Source organism: Pseudomonas sp. NFACC32-1, assembly GCF_900101215.1.
Taxonomy (GTDB): domain Bacteria; phylum Pseudomonadota; class Gammaproteobacteria; order Pseudomonadales; family Pseudomonadaceae; genus Aquipseudomonas.
In genome coordinates, this window is sequence record NZ_FMUL01000001.1 from 633,770 (window position 1) to 652,800 (window position 19,031).

Annotated in this window: 15 protein-coding genes and 2 pseudogenes; 7 read left to right on the forward strand and 10 right to left on the reverse strand. The window is 62.1% G+C overall.

From position 1 onward, the window contains the following. Window positions 1-103 precede the first annotated feature (103 nt). The 3 genes from hbdH to BLP99_RS02800 form a co-directional block, all read right to left on the reverse strand. Complete coding sequence (gene hbdH / locus BLP99_RS02790; RefSeq protein WP_072394440.1) at window positions 104-880, reverse strand: 3-hydroxybutyrate dehydrogenase; 777 nt, start codon at window positions 878-880, stop codon at window positions 104-106. Window positions 881-888: 8 nt separating this feature from the next. Then, on the reverse strand, window positions 889-2,280 hold the full coding sequence (locus tag BLP99_RS02795; RefSeq protein WP_072394443.1) for a GntP family permease: 1,392 nt from the start codon (window positions 2,278-2,280) through the stop codon (window positions 889-891). A gap of 301 nt (window positions 2,281-2,581) precedes the next feature. Next, window positions 2,582-3,997 (reverse strand): sigma-54 interaction domain-containing protein, encoded by a 1,416-nt coding sequence (locus BLP99_RS02800; RefSeq protein WP_072394446.1) that lies wholly within the window; start codon window positions 3,995-3,997, stop codon window positions 2,582-2,584. A 179-nt stretch (window positions 3,998-4,176) separates the two neighbouring features. Between BLP99_RS02800 and BLP99_RS02805 the strand changes: the two genes are divergently transcribed. From BLP99_RS02805 to BLP99_RS26555, 3 genes and pseudogenes are all read left to right on the forward strand, one after another. Next, complete coding sequence (locus BLP99_RS02805; RefSeq protein WP_072394449.1) at window positions 4,177-4,392, forward strand: TIGR02450 family Trp-rich protein; 216 nt, start codon at window positions 4,177-4,179, stop codon at window positions 4,390-4,392. A gap of 159 nt (window positions 4,393-4,551) precedes the next feature. Next, window positions 4,552-5,331: pseudogene (locus BLP99_RS26550) on the forward strand (PAS domain-containing protein); the annotation flags it as partial. A 105-nt stretch (window positions 5,332-5,436) separates the two neighbouring features. Next, window positions 5,437-5,886 (forward strand): annotated as a pseudogene (locus BLP99_RS26555) (methyl-accepting chemotaxis protein); the annotation flags it as partial. 20 nt (window positions 5,887-5,906) lie between these two features. Here BLP99_RS26555 and BLP99_RS02815 read toward each other — a convergent pair. From BLP99_RS02815 to BLP99_RS02840, 6 genes are all read right to left on the reverse strand, one after another. Continuing rightward, window positions 5,907-7,481, reverse strand: a complete 1,575-nt coding sequence (locus BLP99_RS02815; RefSeq protein ID WP_092179643.1) for an ABC transporter ATP-binding protein — start codon at window positions 7,479-7,481, stop codon at window positions 5,907-5,909. Window positions 7,482-7,508: 27 nt separating this feature from the next. Next, window positions 7,509-8,531 (reverse strand): ABC transporter permease, encoded by a 1,023-nt coding sequence (locus tag BLP99_RS02820; RefSeq protein WP_092179645.1) that lies wholly within the window; start codon window positions 8,529-8,531, stop codon window positions 7,509-7,511. Continuing rightward, window positions 8,531-9,589, reverse strand: coding sequence for a microcin C ABC transporter permease YejB (locus tag BLP99_RS02825; RefSeq protein ID WP_072394460.1), 1,059 nt, complete (start codon window positions 9,587-9,589; stop codon window positions 8,531-8,533). The genes BLP99_RS02820 and BLP99_RS02825 overlap by 1 nt, the downstream gene beginning before the upstream one ends. After that, a complete protein-coding gene (locus tag BLP99_RS02830; protein WP_092179647.1) occupies window positions 9,589-11,457 on the reverse strand; it encodes an extracellular solute-binding protein in 1,869 nt (622 codons plus the stop codon). The genes BLP99_RS02825 and BLP99_RS02830 overlap by 1 nt, the downstream gene beginning before the upstream one ends. A gap of 168 nt (window positions 11,458-11,625) precedes the next feature. Next, window positions 11,626-11,907: a peptidylprolyl isomerase gene (locus tag BLP99_RS02835; RefSeq protein WP_003200262.1), complete on the reverse strand. Its 282-nt coding sequence runs from the start codon at window positions 11,905-11,907 to the stop codon at window positions 11,626-11,628. A gap of 95 nt (window positions 11,908-12,002) precedes the next feature. Beyond that, window positions 12,003-12,881 carry an esterase/lipase family protein gene (locus tag BLP99_RS02840; protein ID WP_092179784.1) on the reverse strand — a complete coding sequence of 293 codons (879 nt, stop codon included), beginning with the start codon at window positions 12,879-12,881 and terminating at the stop codon, window positions 12,003-12,005. Between the two features lie 325 nt (window positions 12,882-13,206). Between BLP99_RS02840 and BLP99_RS02845 the strand changes: the two genes are divergently transcribed. Next, window positions 13,207-14,301: a hypothetical protein gene (locus BLP99_RS02845; protein ID WP_256327595.1), complete on the forward strand. Its 1,095-nt coding sequence runs from the start codon at window positions 13,207-13,209 to the stop codon at window positions 14,299-14,301. Here the strand turns inward: BLP99_RS02845 and BLP99_RS02850 are convergent. After that, the gene (locus BLP99_RS02850; protein ID WP_072458475.1) at window positions 14,290-15,360 is read right to left on the reverse strand and encodes a 3-deoxy-7-phosphoheptulonate synthase; all 1,071 of its coding nucleotides are present in this window, start codon (window positions 15,358-15,360) and stop codon (window positions 14,290-14,292) included. The genes BLP99_RS02845 and BLP99_RS02850 overlap by 12 nt on opposite strands. A 632-nt stretch (window positions 15,361-15,992) precedes the next feature. Between BLP99_RS02850 and BLP99_RS02855 the strand changes: the two genes are divergently transcribed. The 3 genes from BLP99_RS02855 (at window position 15,993) to uvrC (ending at window position 19,022) form a co-directional block, all read left to right on the forward strand. Next, window positions 15,993-16,427, forward strand: coding sequence for a GNAT family N-acetyltransferase (locus BLP99_RS02855; protein WP_072394474.1), 435 nt, complete (start codon window positions 15,993-15,995; stop codon window positions 16,425-16,427). A 127-nt stretch (window positions 16,428-16,554) separates the two neighbouring features. Beyond that, complete coding sequence (gene gacA / locus BLP99_RS02860; protein WP_024781217.1) at window positions 16,555-17,196, forward strand: response regulator transcription factor GacA; 642 nt, start codon at window positions 16,555-16,557, stop codon at window positions 17,194-17,196. Window positions 17,197-17,198: 2 nt separating this feature from the next. Continuing rightward, window positions 17,199-19,022: an excinuclease ABC subunit UvrC gene (gene uvrC / locus BLP99_RS02865; RefSeq protein ID WP_072394477.1), complete on the forward strand. Its 1,824-nt coding sequence runs from the start codon at window positions 17,199-17,201 to the stop codon at window positions 19,020-19,022. The last annotated feature ends 9 nt before the right edge of the window (window positions 19,023-19,031 follow it).

Sequence of the window (19,031 nt, forward strand, 5' to 3'; positions counted from 1 at the left end):
TGTTTTCTTATGCATACACAAACTATAGAGCGACCGATCCTGTGGTGAGAGGGCGGCTCTGCGGCGAGGGGATAATCGCCTCGCCACACAAGGGCAAATAACCTTACTGAGCCAACCATCCACCGTCGATATTCCACGCCGCCCCCCGCACCTGGCTACCGGCCTCGCTGCAGAGGAACAGCACCAGTTCTCCCAGTTGCGGCGGCGTGACGAACTCCAGGGACGGCTGCTTTTCGGCCAGCAAGTCATGCTGGGCCTGTTGCGGGTCGATACCCGAGGCAATGCGATCGTCGATCTGCTTCTGCACCAGGGGCGTCAGCACCCAGCCTGGGCAGATGGCGTTGCAGGTCACGTTGCTGGTGGCGGTTTCCAGGCCGACCACCTTGGTCAGGCCGATCACTCCATGCTTGGCCGCGACATACGCCGCCTTGCCCACCGAGCCGACCTGGCCATGGACCGAGGCGATGTTGACGATCCGCCCCCAGCCCTTGGCGCGCATGCCGGGCAGGCTCAGACGAGTGGCATGGAACACCGACGAGAGGTTGATGGCGATGATCGAGTCCCAGCGTTCCACGGGAAAATCTTCGACGGCGGCCACGTGCTGGATACCGGCGTTGTTCACCAGGATGTCCACGCCGCCGAACTCGCGCTCGGCGTAGGCGAGCATGTCGGCGATCTGGGCCGGGTCGCTGACATCCGCCGGATGATGGCCGACCTTGACGCCGGCCTTGCGGACTTCAGCGACCACCGCCGAGGCATCGCCGAAACCGTTGAGGATGAGGTTGGCGCCGGCCTTGGCCAGGCTCAAGGCAATGCCCAGGCCGATGCCGCTGGTGGAGCCGGTGACCAGGGCGGTCTTGCCCGAAAGAGGGGTTGTCATGGTTGACCTCACACAATACCAGTGGCGTAGAACACGCCGATCACGAAGAACACCGCGAGGGTCTTGATCAGCGTAATGCAGAAAATATCCTTGTAGGCCTCACGGTGCGTCAGGCCGGTCACCGCCAGCAGGGTGATCACCGCGCCATTGTGGGGCAGGGTGTCCATGCCGCCGCTGGCCATGGATGCCACCCGGTGCAGCACTTCCAGGGGAATGTTGGCGGCATTGGCGGCGCTGATGAAGGTCTCGGACATGGCCGCCAGGGCGATGCTCATGCCACCCGACGCGGAACCGGTGATACCCGCCAGCAGCGTCACGGTCACGGCTTCGTTGACCAGCGGGTTGGGGATGTTCTTGAGCCAGTCGGCCAGCACCAGGAAGCCGGGCAGCGAGGCGATGACGGCGCCGAAACCGTATTCCGAGGCGGTGTTCATGGCCGCGAGCAATGCGCCGCCAACGGCACTCTTGCTGCCTTCGGCCAGTTTGCTGCGAATGGCGTGGAAGCCGAACAGCAAGACCATGATGATGCCCACCAGCAACGCGGCCTGCACCGCCCAGATCGCGGTGACCTTGGCGATGTCGCTGGTCACCGGTGCCGCCATGCCCGGCAGCGCCAGGCTGTGGGTCTTGCCGTACCACTGGGGAATCCACTGGGTGAACAGCAGGTTCATGATGCCCACCATCAGCAATGGCGAGACGGCGATCCACGGGTTGGGCAGCTTGATGTCCTCGGCGGTTTCCGGCTCGTTGCGCAGCTCGGTCCCGTAGCCTTCGCCCACACGCTGGGCCTTGTTGCGCTGGCGCTGCAGGAACAGCATGCCGAGGCTGAACACGAAGATCGTACCGATCACCCCCAGCCATGGCGCGGCCCAGGCGGTGGTGTTGAAGAAGGTGCTGGGGATGATGTTCTGGATCTGCGGCGTGCCGGGCAGTGCGTCCATGGTGAAGGAGAACGCGCCCAAGGCGATGGTGGCCGGGATCAGCCGCTTGGGAATATTGCTCTGGCGGAACATCTCGGCGGCGAACGGGTACACCGCGAAAACCACCACGAACAGCGACACGCCACCGTAGGTCAGCAGCGCGCAGACCAGCACAATCACCAGCATTGCCTGTCGCGTGCCCAGCAATCGAATCGCCGCCGCCACGATGGAACGGGAGAAACCCGACAGCTCGATGAGCTTGCCGAAAACGGCGCCGAGCAGGAACACGGGGAAATACAGTTTGATGAAGCCGACCATTTTCTCCATGAACACCCCGGTGAACGCAGGGGCGACGGCGGATGGATCGGTGAGCAGGACGGCACCGAGGGCGGCGATGGGAGCAAAGAGGATAACGCTGTAGCCACGGTAGGCGGCAACCATCAGCAGCGCGAGGGCTGCCAAGGCAATGATCACACTCATGGTGTGTCTCCTGGATTGTTATTGTTGTGATGAAACTGTGGGAGAGGCTTTAGCGAGTTTTGTGCCAGGTGCGTAACTGACTGAAATATAAGGAAATTATGAGATTGCGCTGAGCGGATTTCAAATTCTGTCTCTTTTTTGAGATTTTTGTGAACCGGGTTGGCCTCATCGCGAGCAGGCTCGCTCCCACAGGTTGACCGTGTTCGTCGAAAAAGTGCGGTCCACTGTGGGGGCGAGCCTGCCCGCGATGCGCGCGAAGCGCTTCTCAAGGAGCTGTCTATTTATAGAGATATGAGTCTCTTTATTGAGACTCTGCAATTCCCAACGCCACCATCTTCTTGTACAGCGTCGACCTCCCCAGGCCCAACCGCTCGGCCGCTTCCACCACCTTGCCGCCGCACTGCGCCAGGGTGGTTTCGATCAAATGCCGGTCGAAGCGTGCCCGGGCCTGGCTGAAGGTTTCCTGGGGCTGGGGTTCGAAGCCCATATCCGCTGGGCGCGTTACCGGGATGAAGGTCCCGATGGCTGCGCGGATGTCGCTGGCACTGAGCAGCAGGTTGTCGCTGAGCAGCGCCGCCCGCTCCAGCACGTTACGCAGTTCCCGGATGTTGCCCGGCCAGGCGTGCTGCCCCAGCAGGTCGAGTGCGGCGGGGGCCAGTTCGTGCTGGCTGCGCAGTTCTTCGAGGATCGCTTCGCTCAGGGCCGGCAGGTCGTCCAGGCGTTCACGCAGTGGCGGGACCTGGATCGGCAGCACGTTGAGACGGTAATACAGGTCGGCGCGGAATTCGCCGCGCTTGATGGCGGCTTCCAGGTCCATGGACGTGGCGGCGATCACCCGCACATCGCTTTGCAGTACTTCGTTGGAACCCACCGGCTCGTACTCCTTTTCCTGGAGCACTCGCAGCAGTTTGCTTTGCAGCGGCAACGGCATGTCGCCGATTTCATCCAGAAACAACGTACCGCCCTGGGCGATCTGCAGTTTACCGGCCCGACCCTTGCGGTCGGCGCCAGTGAAAGCGCCAGGAGCGGTGCCGAAGAACTCCGCTTCCAGCAGCGCTTCGGGAATCGCTGCGCTGTTGATGCTGACGAAGGCCTTGTGCGCCCGCGGCGAGGCGCTGTGGATGGCCTGGGCCAACAATTCCTTGCCGGTGCCGGTTTCACCCAGCAACAGCACTGGCGATTCGGTGCTGGCGCTGCGTCGGGCGCGGCGCTTGACCTCCAGGCCAGCGCTGCTGGTGCCGATGAAATGGGCGAAGTTGTATTTGGTCTGCCGTGCCCGCAAGAGTGAGCGGGTGGACGCCAGCTCTTGCTGCATGCTCAGGTAGCGCTTGAGCATGGGCGACAGGCTGCGCAGCTCGTCGAACAAGGCAAAGCCGATGGCCCCGATCACCGCGCCCGCGCTGTCGTGGATTGGCAGGCGCATCACCACCAGGGGTTCCTTGGGGGTGTCCTGCATGTCCAGCAGGATCGGCCGCCCGGTACGCACCACCTCCCGCAACAGACTGCCGGGGATCACGCTCTCGCATGCCCGACCGATGGCCTCCTGCGCCGAGTTCAGGCCGAAGCGCCGGGCATAGCGTTCGTTCATCCAGACGATGTTCGCATCGCGGTCGACGATGACCGTGCCTTCGCTGGATTGCTCGATGATCTCGAATAGCGAACGAATCGCCAGCGTGCGTACGCGCTTGTAATCCTTGAGGCTTTCGGTGGGGTTCATCGGGCATTTCCAGAGGGAAGGCATGGGTGGTGGCGTCCACGGAGGTGGCGTCATGAGCCGCATTATGCCGGGGGAAATTCCAGGATCGAAGCTGCGTCGGTGTTTTCTTGGATAACTTGTACATATATAAATTTGTGTACATGCTTTTGTGCTGGTTTCCTGATTTTTCTGGAGCGTCCGTGAACACATTCAATCCCCGTAAGCTGAAGCTTTCCAAATGGACGGCCTGCAAGCCCGTCAATCGAGAGAAGCATTTTCTGGTGACCCAACTGATCGTCGATGAAGCGGGGGTACCCCTCCAGGTCGAGATCCAGGCGGTTCACAGTGGGCGCGTCGAGGTATTTGACTGGATAGAACTGCGCGACGAGCAACGCTGGCGGATCGGCTGGCATTGAAAATCGGGAGTAAGCTTTCCTGCTTCATAAAATCTTGTACATGAAAATAAACTTGTACAAGTTTTCGGAAAATAGTGGCTTAATAGTGCCTCCCAGCAAGAAGGCATCGCGCCTCAATTGGCTACGGCCAGGCACTTACGTTTCCGGAGTGGTACCGCCATGTTCATTCGCACTCGCAAGCATCAGGAAACCTTGCGTCCGATCCAGGCCAGGCAGGCCACTCTCGAGGCCGAACGGGCCGCTTTCCACCAGGCCATGGCGATCATCGAGTTCGACCCGGCGGGACAGGTGCTCGGCGCCAATCCGTTGTTCCTGAGCATGCTGGGCTATGCCCTGGAGGATATCCAGGGCCGCCATCACCGGATGTTCTGCGAGCCCGCTTATGCGCGCAGCCAGGAATACGCCGCCGTGTGGCGGCAACTGGGGCAGGGCCAGCGTGTCGATGTGCAAACCTTGCATCTGGCCCGAGATGGGCATTGGCTGTGGGTGGAAGGCACTTATATTCCGGTGCTGGATCAGCAAGGCGCGCTGGAGCGCATCATTGGCGTGACGCGCGACGTCAACGAGCGTGTCCTTCGAAGCCAGACCGAGTCCAGCTTCAGGCAGGCGATGGACCGTTCCATGGCGGTTATCGAATTCGACCTCGGTGGCCACGTGGTGAATGCCAATGGGAATTTCCTGAAGGTGATGGGCTATCGACTGGAAGAGGTCCTCGGCCAGCACCATCGTCTGTTCTGCCAGCCCGGCGAAGTCCAGAGTGACGCGTATCGTGGGTTCTGGGCGGGTTTGAATCGCGGCGAATACGTGACAGGCCTGTTCCAGCGCATCGACAAGCGAGGCGACACGGTCTGGCTGCAGGCGACCTACAACCCACTCTACGATGCCCAGGGAAGATTGTATGGGGTAGTCAAGTTCGCCACCGATCACACCCGTGAAGTGGAGCAGCGCCAGACCGAATCGAACGCGGCGCGACTGGCCTTCGAGACGTCCCGGCAGACCGATGAGCACACCCAGCGTGGCACGGCGGTCGTACAAGAGACGGTGACCGTGGTGCAAAGCATCGCCGATGAACTCCAGCGGGTGGCCACGGGCATCAGCGCATTGAGCGCTCAGTCCGAGGAGATCGGCAACATCGTCGATGCCATCCGGGGCATTGCCGAGCAGACCAACCTGCTGGCGCTCAACGCGGCCATCGAAGCCGCGCGCGCCGGGGAGCAGGGACGTGGCTTCGCGGTGGTTGCCGATGAGGTGCGCAACCTTGCACGGCGCACGAGCCAGGCCACCGTCGCCATCACCGAGGTCGTCGGCAAGAACCGCGATCTGGCCAGGCAAGCGGTGACCAGCATGCAGTCCAGCACCCTCAAGGCCGAGCAGGGCGTGAAGCTGGCGAACCAGGCAGGCACCGTCATTCTCGACATCCACCAAGGGGCGCAGCAGGTGGTGGAGGCGATTGGCGAATTTGCCCAGGCACTGGATCAGCGCCGCGATAGCTGAGTGTTACGGCCGCATCGCCCTTACCTGGGAAGAGCGGCCGCCAGCAGTTCCTGGGTGTAGGGGTGGCGCGGTGACTCGAACACTTCATGGCTGGCGCCGCACTCGACCACTTTTCCGTCCTTGATCACGATCATGTCGTGGGCCAGGGCCCGCACCACCGCCAGGTCATGGCTGATGAACAGGTAGGTCAAGCCGTGCCGTTCCTGGAGCTGACGGAGCAGGGCGACCACCTGCTTCTGCACCGTGCGGTCCAGGGCCGAGGTGGGCTCGTCCAGCAGGATCAAGGCGGGCTTGAGCACCAATGCCCGGGCAATAGCGATACGCTGGCGCTGGCCGCCGGAGAACTCGTGAGGGTAACGATGACGGCTCTGGGGATCGAGGCCGACTTCCTGAAGAGCCTGGATCACCCGGGCTTCGCATTCCTGGGCACTGGAGGGGCAGTGGACCTCCAGGCCTTCGCTGATGATCTGTTGCACCGACATCCTCGGACTGAGGCTGCCGAACGGATCCTGGAACACCACCTGCATCTGTTTGCGCCATGGCCGCAGGTCCTTCTGCGACAGCTGGTCGAGGGCCTGGCCCTGGAAGCGGATGCTGCCGTTGGATTCGATCAGCCGCAGGATCGCCTGGCCGAGGGTCGACTTGCCGGAACCGGACTCCCCGACGATGCCCAGGGTCTTGCCCCGCTGGATATTCAGGCTGATGCCGTCGACGGCCCGCAAGTATTCCCTGCGGCGGAACAATCCACCGCCCAGGGCGAAACTCACCCGCAGGTCCCGGACCTGCAAGACATCTTCCCGTTCGTCCCGGGGCAGGGCCTCGCCTTCGGGTTCGGCGTGCAATAGCTCGCAACTGTAGGGATGTTTCGGGGCGTCAAAGAGGATTTCGCAGGGCGCCTGCTCGACGATTTCCCCGGCCTTCATCACACACACACGTTGCGCAATGCTGCGTACCAGGTTCAGGTCGTGGCTGATCAGCAGCAGTGACATGCCGAGCCTTTGCTGCAAGGACTTGAGCAGCAGCAGGATCTTGCGCTGTACGGTCACGTCCAGGGCGGTGGTCGGTTCGTCGGCGATCAACAGCTCCGGTTCGCAGGCCAGGGCCATGGCGATCATTACCCGCTGTCGCTGGCCGCCGGACAGTTGATGGGGGTAGGCCTTGAGCCGTTCGAGCGGGTTCTGGATACCCACCAGTGCCAGCAGTTCAAGGATGCGCTGTCGCGCCGCCTTGCCGCCCAGGCCCTTGTGCAGCATCAGGGTTTCGCCAATCTGCTTTTCGACACTGTGCAACGGGTTCAACGAGGTCATCGGTTCCTGGAAGATCATTGCGATCCGATTGCCGCGCAGCTCACGCAGGGTGCTGGCCTCTGCGCCCACCAGTTCCTGGCCGCGATAGCGGATGCTGCCGGTGGTGCGGGTGCCGGTCTGGGGCAGCAATTGCAGGATCGAATGAGCGGTCACCGATTTGCCGGAGCCTGACTCGCCCACCAGGGCCAGGCACTCGCCCGGGCGGATATCCAGGCACAGGTTGCGCACCACGGTGTTGTCATTGAAGGCCACGCTCAGGTCGCGGATTTCGATCAGGTTGTCGCTCATTTCGGAATTTCGCTTCATGACCGCGGATCAGGATCGAGGATCGAATGCATCGCGCAACGCCTCGCCGATGAATACCAACAGGGAAAGAATCAGCGCCAGGGTGAAGAAGGCCGTCAGCCCCAGCCACGGTGCCTGCAGGTTCTGCTTGCCCTGGGCAATCAGTTCCCCCAGGGACGCACTGCCGGCCGGCATTCCGAAACCGAGGAAGTCCAGGGCCGTGAGGGTGGAAATCGCCCCGGTCAGGATAAAGGGCAGGTAGCTCAGGGTGGCGTTCATCGCGTTGGGCAGGATGTGCCGCACGATCACCTTGCGGTCGGTCAGGCCCAGGGCCCTGGCGGCTTTCACGTATTCGAGGTTGCGCCCGCGCAGGAATTCGGCGCGGACCACGTCCACCAGGGCCAGCCAGGAAAACAGCGCCATGATCCCCAGCAGCCACCAGAAATTGGGTTCCACGAAGCCGGACAGGATGATCAGCAGGTAGAGCACCGGCAGCCCGGACCAGACTTCCAGCAGGCGTTGGCCCAGCAGGTCCACCCAGCCGCCGTAGTAACCCTGCAGCGCACCGGCGGTGATGCCGATCAGCGCGCTGATGGCCGTCAGGGCCAGGGCGAAGAGGATCGACACCCGCGCGCCGAAGATTACCCGGGCCAGTACGTCCCGGGCCTGGTCGTCGGTACCCAGCCAGTTGACGAAGGAGGGTGGGCTCGGAGACGGTTGGTTGAGTTCGTAGTTGGGCGTGTCGTCGCTGAACGGAATCGGTGGGAACAGCAGCCAGCCGCCGTCCTTGCGGATCAGGTCCTGCACGTAGCCGCTGCGATAATCGGCCTGGAACGGCAGCTGCCCGCCGAATTCCCGCTCGGTGTAGCGCTTGAATACCGGGAAATACAGGGAGTTCTGGTAGCCCACCACCAGGGGCTTGTCATTGGCGATGAGTTCGCCGCCCAGGGTCAGGATGAACAGACCGATGAACAGCCACAGCGACCACCAGCCGCGTCGGTTTTTCTTGAAGCGCTCGAAACGTCGACGACCCAACGGGGAAAGCTTGAACATCAGGCGTTCCTCGCGGCGAAATCGATACGGGGGTCCACCAGGGTGTAGCACAGGTCGCCGATGAGTTTGATGAGCAGGCCGAACAGCGTGAAGATGAACAGCGAGCCGAACACCACCGGGTAATCCCGGGACACGGCGGCCTCATAACTCATGCGTCCCAGGCCATCGAGGGAAAAGATCACCTCGATCAACAGCGAGCCGGCAAAGAACACGCTGATGAATGCCTGGGGGATCCCCGACACCACCAGCAGCATCGCATTGCGAAAGACATGGCCATACAACACCCGGCGCTCGCTCATGCCCTTGGCCCTTGCAGTGACCACGTATTGACGGGTGATCTCATTGAGGAACGAATTCTTGGTCAGGATCGTCAGGGTGGCGAAGCCGCCGATCACCAGGGACGTGACCGGCAGCACCAGGTGCCAGAAGTAATCGGCGATCTTGCCCAGGGTCGACAGCGAATCGAAGTTGTCCGACACCAGTCCGCGCACCGGAAACCAGTTCAGCGACGTGCCGCCGGCGAACACCACGATCAGGAACATGGCGAACAGGAAGGCCGGCATGGCGTAGCCGATGATGATCGCCGTGCTGCTCCACACATCGAACGCGGACCCGTGGTGAACGGCTTTGCGGATCCCCAGGGGAATCGACACCAGGTAAGTGATCAGCGTGGCCCAGAGCCCGAGGGAAATGGTCACCGGCATCTTTTCCAGGATCAGGTCGGTGACCGTGGCACCGCGGAAAAAACTCTTGCCGAAGTCCAGCCGGGCATAGCTGCCGAGCATCAGCCACAGGCGCTCGTGGGCCGGTTTGTCGAAACCGTACTGTTTCTCGATGTCCTTGATCAATTGCGGATCGAGCCCGCGACTGGCCCGGGAGCTGCCGGTCATGGCGTTGCCCGAGCTGCCGACACCGCTGCCGCCAATGCCTTGCAGCTGGGCGATGGCCTGTTCCACCGGCCCGCCCGGTGCGGCCTGCACGATGACGAAATTCACCAGCAGGATGATCACCAGGGTTGGAATGATCAGCAGCAGGCGCCGCGCGACATAGGCCCACATCAGTGCCGTCCTCCGGGGGAGCCGCGCTTGATGCGTTCGGCGGTCATCTGTTCGTTGGTCAGCGGCGTGGTACTGATTTCCCACCAGCTTTCGATGGCTTCATCGTTGCTGGCCTGGACTTTCGGAATGCCGAAGCGATTCCACCACACGGTGGAACTGCCCGGCGGGTAGTAGTTGGGGATCCAGTAGTAATTCCATTGCAGCACCCGGTCCAGGGCGTGGGCATGACGGAGCATGTCATCCTTGGTGGTGGCCTTGACCAGGCCGTCGATCAGCCTGTCGACAGCGGGATTCTGCAGGGCCATGTAATTGTTGGCGCCCGGGTCGTTGGCCGACACCGAGCCGAAATAGTTGTAGAGCTCCATGCCTGGTGAGGCACTGACGGGATAGCCGGTGACGATCATGTCGTAGTCGCGGCTCATCAGGCGATTGATGTATTGGGAAGGGTCGATGCGCCGGATGTTCATGTCGATGCCGATCTGCGCCAGGGTTCTTTTATAGGGCAGCAGGAGGCGGTCGATACCGTTCTGGCTGATCAGGAAGGTGAAGCTCAGCGGTTCGCCCTCGGCGTTCACCAGGCGGTCGCCGTCGGGTTTCCAGCCGGCCTGTTCCAGGAGTGCCAGGGCTTGCAATTGCTTGTCCCGGATGATGCCGCTGCCATCGGTCCTGGGTGCCTGGAATACCTGGGTGAAGACTTCGTCGGGGACTTTGTCGCGCAACGGCTCGAGGATCGCCCGTTCGCCGGCGTCGGGCAGTTCCCGGGCGGCCAGATCGGTATTGGAAAAGAAGCTCTGCTGGCGCACGTACAGGTTGCGCATCATCTGCCGGTTGCTCCATTCGAAATCCCAGAGCATGGCCAGCGCCTGGCGCACGCGGCGGTCCTGGAACTGCGGCTTTTGCAGGTTGAACACGAAGCCCTGGGCAGTCTGCGGAGCCTCGGTGGCCAGATGGGCTTTCTGCAGGCGTCCGTCGTGCAGCGCCGGGCTGTCGTAGCCGATGGAAAAACCGGTGGCAGAGAATTCCCGGTTGTAATCGTAGGCGCCGCCGCGCAGTACCTGGCGGGCCACATCGGTGTCGCCGAAATATTCGATGCTGAAATGATCGAAGTTGTAGAGGCCTCGGCTGACCGGGAGGTCCTTGCCCCACCAGTCGGCGTTGCGCTCGAAGGTGATGCTGCGTCCCGAGTCGATCTTGCCGACCCGGTACGGGCCGCTGCCCAGCGGTGCCTCGTAGCCGCCACCGCCCGCGAAATCGCGGGTTTTCCACCAATGTTCCGGGAAGACTGGCAGAGTCGCGATGTCCAGGGACAGGGTACGGCTTTCGTTGTTCTTGAAGTCGAAGCGAATGGTACGTTCGGCTTCCACCTCAACGCCTTTGACCGCCGCGAACTGGGTGCGGTAGCGCAGGCTGCCCTGGGTCGTCAGCAGTTCGAAGCTGTAGCGTACGTCCTGGGCGGTGATGGGCTTGCCGTCTGCGAAGCGGGCCTTGGGGTTCAGATAGAAACGCAGTGACAGCCCATCGTCGGAGCGGTCCATTTTTTCCGCCACCAGGCCATAGACGGTGTAAGGCTCGTCCAGCGAACGTTGGGCCAGCGGCGAATACAGCATCCCGTCAATCTGGCTGACGCCGATGCCTTTGTCGATATACGGCAGTACGTGATCGAAATGACCGATCTCGATGGCCGAGCGGCGCAGGGTACCGCCCTTGGGAGCCTGGGGATTGACGTAGGCGAAGTGACTGAAGCCTTCGGGGTACCTGGCTGGCTCGCCATAGACGGTCAGGGCATGTTGCGGTGCGGCATCCACGCCGGTGGCGCCTGTGAGCAGGAATACGGCAGTCAACAGCAGTGAGGGGAACGCCAGTCGCATTGTCAGCCTTAAAGCCGGGTGATCGATGAGCACGATTTGTACGCGAGCGGCGCACTGATCGCCAGTCCTGTGGCGCGGGAGCATGCTCCCTCGCCACAGGGCTCACCTCACTTCTTCAAGTGAGCGGCGTTGCCACGTAGGGCGGGCCGTTGCGTCGAAGGACCGGGATCAGTCCTGGCGGCTGGTGACTTCCAGCAGGTGGTAGCCGAACTGGGTCTTGACCGGACCCTGCACCACGTTGATCGGCGCACTGAATACCACGGTGTCGAATTCCTTGACCATCTGGCCCGGGCCGAACGAACCCAGGTCGCCGCCCTGGCGGCTGGAAGGGCAGGAGGAGTTGGCCTTGGCGACTTCGGCGAAATCGGCGCCGGCTTCGATCTGGGCCTTCAGTTCGTTGCACTTGTCTTCGGTGGAAACCAGGATGTGGCGGGCAGTGGCTTTGGCCATTGGAAAATTCCTTCAGGTGTCTTCAAAGGTGTTGAGCCTACCGGATTCACTCGCGGGTTGTTGTCAAAATTGCGTCAAAACCTTGGGCCTGACGATCAAAGGCCGGCTTTGCGCAGGCGTTCGGCATGTTGCACATACAGAGCTGTCGGGTCCGCGCCCTTGCGCGCGCGCCCGGATCCCGGGTGGACGGCTTCCATGTGGTCCATGGGGTAGTCGGAGCGAATGACCTTGCCCAGGTGCGAGCTGAAACGCCCGACCAGGCCGTCGTTCTGCCCGGCTTCGGTGATGAAGTATTCGGAGAAGGCCCGGCAGAACGCCTGGAGCGGGGCCGTCGCGTCGTGTCCGTCGCTGGGAATCTCCTGCAACGTACCGCTCCAGGAGTAGTAACGCACACCATTGACCAGGTCCGGTCCCTTGCTGCCCCAGTTCTTTGGCAAACCTTGGGGATACTTGTCGTTGAAAGCGCCCACGCCTTCGGTGGTGAGCGCCGCCAGTGCCGCGATGGCGGCGTGGGGAAGCTGCGCCTGGCCGCTGAGCAACGAAATGAAATCGGCGAACAGGGTCGCGACCCGGCTCGCCACATGTTCCGGCAAGCGTCCAGGGGTGAGTGCCTTGCGCAGGAAATCGGCCAGTTCGGAGCCATGATTGGGGCCGCTGACCGATGTCACCGAGGCGACCCTGTCAGGGGCCACAGCCGCGGCGTAACGGGCCGCCAGCGCACCCTGGCCGTGGCCGATCAGGTTGACCCTGGTGGCACCGGTGCCAGCCAGGACGCGGTCGATCTGGGCCAGCAGCTCTTCTCCGCGTGCCTCGTTGGCGTGGGTGGCCGATAGATAGGGAATGAACACCCGTGCGCCGGCGGCGCGCAGTGTCTGTTTGACTCCATGGAAAAGTTCAACACCTGCGACCCTGTCAAACCCGAACAAACCATGGACCAACAGGATGGGAAATTGTGTGGTTGCATTCCGTTGCATGTTCGTACCTTTTTCGAAGAGGTTCATGTTGAATTGACGACGCCACTCTAATGCAGCCCCTTGCGCTGAGGTGTAGGAAGAAACCGTTATCGCCCGTCGAAAACGGAATAGATAAAGCGGGAAAGATCAGAAGCGTGTTGAGCCGGGCTGTTTGGTATCGGGATGCGTCCGATAGGCTAGGTCGCGAGCAGCTACAGTCTTGGGTGCAAAGGGACCACTTTCCCTGTCGTCTCGTCTGACTGTGCGTCGTGGGCGGTCGCGCTTTAATGGTCCCATCGGGCGCATTGCAGGAGCAGCGCCTTTATCCACGGACTGGAAGTTGCACATGACCACTGATCTATCTGGCCGGCGAATCCGGCCCAGTGCCCGCAGGACATTGCGGGCCCCCATTCTGGCGGCTGCAAGGGCGGGGGTGATCGACCCTGCCTGGCGCAGGGCCGTCGTGACCATCAAGCCCTATCCGATGATGACGTGCGGCGACGAGGTGCTGCTGCTCTGGCACGGTCTCGATTGCGATGGCGAGCCGTATCGCCACGAAGTCCGCCGCTGCGTCACCGAGCGACAGGTCGATCGGGACATCACGTTTGTCGTGCGTGCCCCTCATATCGCTGAACTGGACAGCGGCTCCCTGGAGATTTCCTATCGGGTCATCGGCAGGAGATTGCCCGCGCCCATGGATTCCGAACCCTTGCAGCTGATGATCGGGGACGCTCCCCTGCAGCTTTTGCCGCCCATCGCCGTGGATGCGGTGGGCGGCAGTCTCGACCCCGGCCGTGTGCCCGAGGGTACGTGCGTGGTCATCCGGCCTTATCCGCGAATGGCGGTCGGGGACCGGTTGATCCTGATGGGGCGTCGGGGAGGCACGGCACTCTGGCGCGATGTGCTGGATATCGAGGCCCATGCCGTTGGTCGAGAGGTGTCGTTCTGGCTGGATGCCTCGCAGTTCGCGCCCCATGCCGGGCATCACCTGGACCTGGCCTATGTCGTCAGGCGTGGGCATTCGGTGCGCCGCGCCGAGGTCCTGTCATTGTATATCGGCGCCCTGGTTCGCCAACCGTTGAGGGCGCCGCGGATCCTGGGCTTGAAGGAGGGTGATGTGGACGTCGATACATTGGACGATGGGGTCACCGTAGTCATCGAGGCGGTCGACTTCGAGGTGGGCGAATGGATCTGGCTGCAATGCGATGGGAACTACAGCCATGTGGAGGAGCGCGAAGTGGTCGCGGCGATGGTTGGTCAACCGGTTGCCTTCCACGTACCCGCCGCCTATTGGCAGGGCCAGCTCGGCCGGTCCGTGCGCATTCGTTATCAGGTCGAGCGGCTGGATGACGTGAGCCAACATTTTCCCGGGGTACTGGTGGATGTCCGTTCCAGCGGCGCCCTCCAGGAGGAGGGCGCCCTCGAGCATTCAGCGGGCTGAAATCAACTGGCGATGGGCTTCGCGCAGCAGTCGCTCGGTAGCGTCCCAGCCCAGGCAGCCGTCGGTCACCGATACGCCGTAGCGCATCGACGGGCCGATGGGTTGGCAGCCTTCGAACAAATGGCTCTCCAGCATCATGCCCATCAGGGCACGGTTGCCTTGCAGCCTCTGCTCCAGCACATCGTTGAACACCTGTGGCTGGCGCAACGGATCCTTGCCGCTGTTGGCATGACTGCAGTCCACCATGATCCGGGCCGGTATCCGGAGGCGGTCCAGGTCATTGTGGATCTGCGCGACGCTCTGGCGATCGAAGTTGGGGCCACGGTGGCCGCCGCGCAGCACCAGGTGGGTGTCGGGGTTGCCCTGGGTCTGGATGATCGCCGGGTGCCCCTGGCTGTCGACGCCGAAGTGCCGATGAGGATGGGCGGCGGAGCGCATGGCGTCGCAGGCGATGCCAACCCCGCCGTCCGTACCGTTCTTGAAGCCTACTGGCATGCCGAGGCCGCTGGCCATTTCCCGATGGATCTGGGATTCGGTGGTGCGAGCGCCGATGGCGACCCAGCTGAGCAAGTCGTCGAAGTAGCTGGCGGCCATGGGTTGCAACAGTTCCGTGGCGACGGGCAGGCCGAGTCGCAGCACTTCGCGCATCAATTGGCGGGACAGGGTCAGGCCCGCCGCCATGTCATCGCTGCCGTCCAGATGCGGGTCGTACGCCAGGCCTTTCCATCCCACCGTCGTGCGGGGCTTTTCCACGTAGGCGCGCATTACCAGCAGCATGCTGTCGCGTACCTCCTGGGCGAGGTGGGCCAGGTTCGCGGCGTATTCGAGGGCGGATTTCGGATCGTGGATGGAGCATGGGCCGACAATGACCAGCAGCCGGGCATCCTCACCGTTCAGGATCGCGCGGATGGCCTGGCGGTGGTCGTTGACCTGTTGGCTCAACGCGTGGCTGAGGGGCAGTTGGTGCTTGAGCTGCAACGAGCTTGGCAACCGCAGGGTCAGGGCTTCGTTGGCGGGGGTGAGCGTGGACAGCGGCAGAGCGGAGACGGACGAATTCATGATAAGGCTTCCTGGACCAGCAGCGGGCGTGTTCCCGCGCGTCGGTCCTATTGAGGTGTTCGACAATTGGCCGTATTGGCCGGCAATGCAGGCATGCCACCGATAGGTGACCGATCGGAGGCGGCAGGCTGTCCCGAGCGGTGGCTGGTAAATCGCCAGGCGGCAAACGTGTCGTAACGGTAATAAGTGGCGTAGTTCATGGCTGAATCCTCAAGTTGTCGGTGTTGCAAAAATGTTCGGCCCAGAAAAACAAAACCCCCGGTCGGGAGGCCGACCGGGGGTTCATGAACTCTGGAAGGCGACCCGTTTGAAGTGGGCGCCGGAGGGGTATCAGGCGCGCCAGTGGCTAAACCAATACCCAAAATAGAAGTTGACCGGAGCAGGGCTGCCATCTACCCGGGCAGCCGCAACCGAGCGCGGGGCGCTGGCGGTTTGAAGCGGTACGAGGGCGTTGCGCATGGTCTGTCTCCGATGAATGGTCCCGAGCTTACTAGAGGGTGGTGCGCACGTTCAATAAGATAATTCTATCGGGTGCATGGAATCGCTCGGGTTGGGTAGAGTCAGACAGCTTTTTTAACCCGCTCCACGTTACTGTCGATGTGCTTGAATAGGGTTTTGTGAATGAGGTGCCCATGAGTTTCCAGTGGCGTGCGGCTAGCGCCGGGGATATCGGCTTCGCCCGGCAGCTGACCTGCGTGAACATGCTGCCTTACTATCTGCGCCATGACCTCCTTTGGCAGGATGAGGCGTTCGACCTGGCCTGGATCATTCGCCAGAACTGGATCATCTGTCGCGATGAGCAGGCGCTGGGTTTTGTCAGCCTGAGCCGCGACGCCCGGGCGCTGTATATCCGGGAGTTGCAGATAGACAAGGCATTTCGGGGACAGGGCGCCGGTACCTGGGCGATCGGACAGGTTTGGGACATGGTGGGGGTGGAGCGTCGGCCGGCGTTGCGCCTGACGGTTTTCAAGGACAATCCAGCCCGCCGGCTTTATGAGCGCCTGGGTCTGAGCGTCGTGGGCGAAGACGAATGTTTCCTGAGGATGCAGCGAGACGCCGATGCTTGACGCTTCGGCCGCCGGGTCCCTGAAGATCTGTTGTAACTTTTAAATGCCCCATTTGCGCTAGGTCTGCCGAAAGCTTTTTGCTAAGGTGTGAAGCAACCCATATAAGACCAAATCGTGAGGTGTCTGCTTGATTAGGGTGTTAGTGGTCGATGACCATGATCTCGTTCGTACGGGCATTACACGAATGCTGGCTGACATCGACGGTCTGCAGGTGGTCGGCCAGGCCGAATCCGGGGAAGAGTCCCTGATCAAGGCACGTGAATTGAAGCCCGATGTGGTACTGATGGACGTGAAGATGCCAGGCATCGGCGGTCTCGAAGCCACGCGTAAACTGCTGCGCAGCCACCCGGACATCAAGGTCGTCGCGGTGACCGTGTGCGAGGAGGATCCGTTTCCGACCCGCCTGCTGCAGGCAGGGGCGGCCGGTTATCTCACCAAGGGCGCCGGCCTGAACGAGATGGTCCAGGCCATCCGCCTGGTCTTCGCCGGTCAGCGTTACATCAGCCCGCAGATTGCTCAGCAATTGGCCATCAAGTCTTTCCAACCGACGAATGAGTCGCCCTTCGATGCACTGTCGGAGCGGGAGATCCAGATCGCCCTGATGATTGTCGGCTGCCAGAAAGTGCAGATCATCTCCGATAAACTGTGTCTGTCGCCTAAAACCGTCAACACTTACCGTTACCGCATCTTCGAGAAGCTTTCGATCAGCAGCGACGTCGAGCTGACGCTGCTGGCGGTGCGCCACGGCATGGTCGATGCCAGCGCCTGATAATGACCGACCTGTTTGATCCAAGCGCTTTCCTGTCTACCTGCAGTGGCCGCCCAGGCGTGTACCGCATGTTCGACAGCGATGCGCGCCTGCTTTATGTCGGCAAGGCCAAGAATCTCAAGAAGCGCCTGGCCAGCTATTTCCGCAAGACCGGCCTGGCCCCCAAGACCTCCGCGCTGGTGGGGCGCATCGCGCAAATCGAAACCACCATCACTGCCAACGAAACCGAAGCGTTGCTGCTCGAGCAGACGCTGATCAAGGAATGGCGGCCGCCCTACAATATTCTGCTGCGGGACGATAAATCCTATCCCTACGTGTTTCTGTCCGATGGGGCGTTTCCGCGGCTGAGCATTCACCGTGGCGCAAAGAAAGCCAAAGGCCGGTATTTCGGTCCTTACCCCAGCGCCGGGGCGATCCGTGAAAGCCTGAGCCTGTTGCAGAAGACGTTTTTCGTCCGCCAGTGTGAAGACAGCTATTACAAGAACCGTACCCGGCCTTGCCTGCAATACCAGATCAAGCGCTGCAAGGCACCGTGTGTCGGGCTCGTGGAGCCCCAGGTCTATGCCGAGGACGTGCGCCACTCGGTGATGTTCCTGGAGGGGCGCAGCAATGCGCTGACCGATGAGTTGTCGGCGGCGATGGAAGAGGCGGCGATCAACCTGGAATTCGAAAAGGCCGCCGAACTGCGGGACCAGATCGGCCTGCTGCGCCGTGTACAGGACCAGCAGAGCATGGAGGGCGGCAGCGGCGACGTCGATGTGATCGCTGCGTTCATCAACCCGGGCGGCGCGTGCGTCCATCTGATCAGCGTGCGGGGCGGCCGGGTACTGGGCAGCAAGAACTTCTTCCCCCAGGTAGGTATCGAGGAAGACGTGGCCGAGGTCATGTCGGCCTTTCTTGGTCAGTATTACGTCAGCAGTCCGGAACGCGACCTGCCCAGCGAATTGATCGTCAACGTGGTCCATGAGGATTTCCCGGCCCTGGTCGAGGCCATCCATACGCTGCGCGGTCGCGAACTGACCATCAGTCATCGCGTGCGCGGTACTCGCGCGCGCTGGCAGCAACTGGCCGTGACCAACGCCGAGCAGGCCCTGGGGGCGCGCCTGGCCAACCGCCAGCACGTTGCGGCGCGGTTCGATGCCCTGGCCGAGGTGCTCAACCTGGACGAGCCGCCGCAACGGCTGGAGTGCTATGACATCAGCCATTCCAGTGGCGAGGCCACCGTGGCGTCTTGCGTGGTGTTCGGTCCGGAAGGCCCGATCAAGTCCGATTACCGGCGCTACAACATCGAGGGCGTCACACCGGGCGACGACTACGCGGCAATGCACCAGGCGCTGATGCGCCGCTTCGGCAAGCTCAAGGACGGGGAGGGCAAGCTTCCGGACATCCTGCTGGTGGATGGTGGCAAGGGCCAGCTGTCCATGGCCCGCGATGTGCTCAATGAACTCATGGTGCCCGACCTGATCCTGCTGGGCGTGGCCAAGGGCGCTACGCGCAAGGCCGGTTTCGAGACCCTGTACCTGAACGATGCGGCCCACGAGTTCACCCTGAAAGGGGATTCCCCGGCGCTGCACCTGATCCAGCAGATTCGCGACGAGGCCCACCGTTTCGCCATCACCGGTCATCGTGCCCGGCGTGGCAAGACCCGTCGTACCTCGACCCTGGAGGGGGTGGCAGGGGTGGGTCCGACACGGCGGCGCGACCTGTTGAAACATTTCGGTGGATTGCAGGAGCTGTCTCGTGCCAGCATCGAAGAGATAGCCAAAGCACCCGGTATCAGTAAAAAGCTCGCTGAGTCGATTTATGCAAACCTGCATAGCGAGTAGAATGCCCGT

What these genes read in the sequence shown, in the direction of transcription:
- BLP99_RS02830 (WP_092179647.1), bottom strand. Translation starts at nt 11,457, where the DNA reads ATGCGACTGGCGTTCCCCTCACTGCTGTTGACTGCCGTATTCCTGCTC.
- BLP99_RS02795 (WP_072394443.1), bottom strand. Translation starts at nt 2,280, where the DNA reads ATGAGTGTGATCATTGCCTTGGCAGCCCTCGCGCTGCTGATGGTTGCC.
- BLP99_RS02815 (WP_092179643.1), bottom strand. Translation starts at nt 7,481, where the DNA reads ATGAGCGACAACCTGATCGAAATCCGCGACCTGAGCGTGGCCTTCAAT.
- BLP99_RS02855 (WP_072394474.1), top strand. Translation starts at nt 15,993, where the DNA reads ATGAGTTTCCAGTGGCGTGCGGCTAGCGCCGGGGATATCGGCTTCGCC.
- BLP99_RS02845 (WP_256327595.1), top strand. Translation starts at nt 13,207, where the DNA reads ATGACCACTGATCTATCTGGCCGGCGAATCCGGCCCAGTGCCCGCAGG.
- BLP99_RS02820 (WP_092179645.1), bottom strand. Translation starts at nt 8,531, where the DNA reads ATGTTCAAGCTTTCCCCGTTGGGTCGTCGACGTTTCGAGCGCTTCAAG.
- BLP99_RS02835 (WP_003200262.1), bottom strand. Translation starts at nt 11,907, where the DNA reads ATGGCCAAAGCCACTGCCCGCCACATCCTGGTTTCCACCGAAGACAAG.
- hbdH (WP_072394440.1), bottom strand. Translation starts at nt 880, where the DNA reads ATGACAACCCCTCTTTCGGGCAAGACCGCCCTGGTCACCGGCTCCACC.
- BLP99_RS02850 (WP_072458475.1), bottom strand. Translation starts at nt 15,360, where the DNA reads ATGAATTCGTCCGTCTCCGCTCTGCCGCTGTCCACGCTCACCCCCGCC.
- uvrC (WP_072394477.1), top strand. Translation starts at nt 17,199, where the DNA reads ATGACCGACCTGTTTGATCCAAGCGCTTTCCTGTCTACCTGCAGTGGC.
- BLP99_RS02825 (WP_072394460.1), bottom strand. Translation starts at nt 9,589, where the DNA reads ATGTGGGCCTATGTCGCGCGGCGCCTGCTGCTGATCATTCCAACCCTG.
- BLP99_RS02800 (WP_072394446.1), bottom strand. Translation starts at nt 3,997, where the DNA reads ATGAACCCCACCGAAAGCCTCAAGGATTACAAGCGCGTACGCACGCTG.
- BLP99_RS02840 (WP_092179784.1), bottom strand. Translation starts at nt 12,881, where the DNA reads ATGCAACGGAATGCAACCACACAATTTCCCATCCTGTTGGTCCATGGT.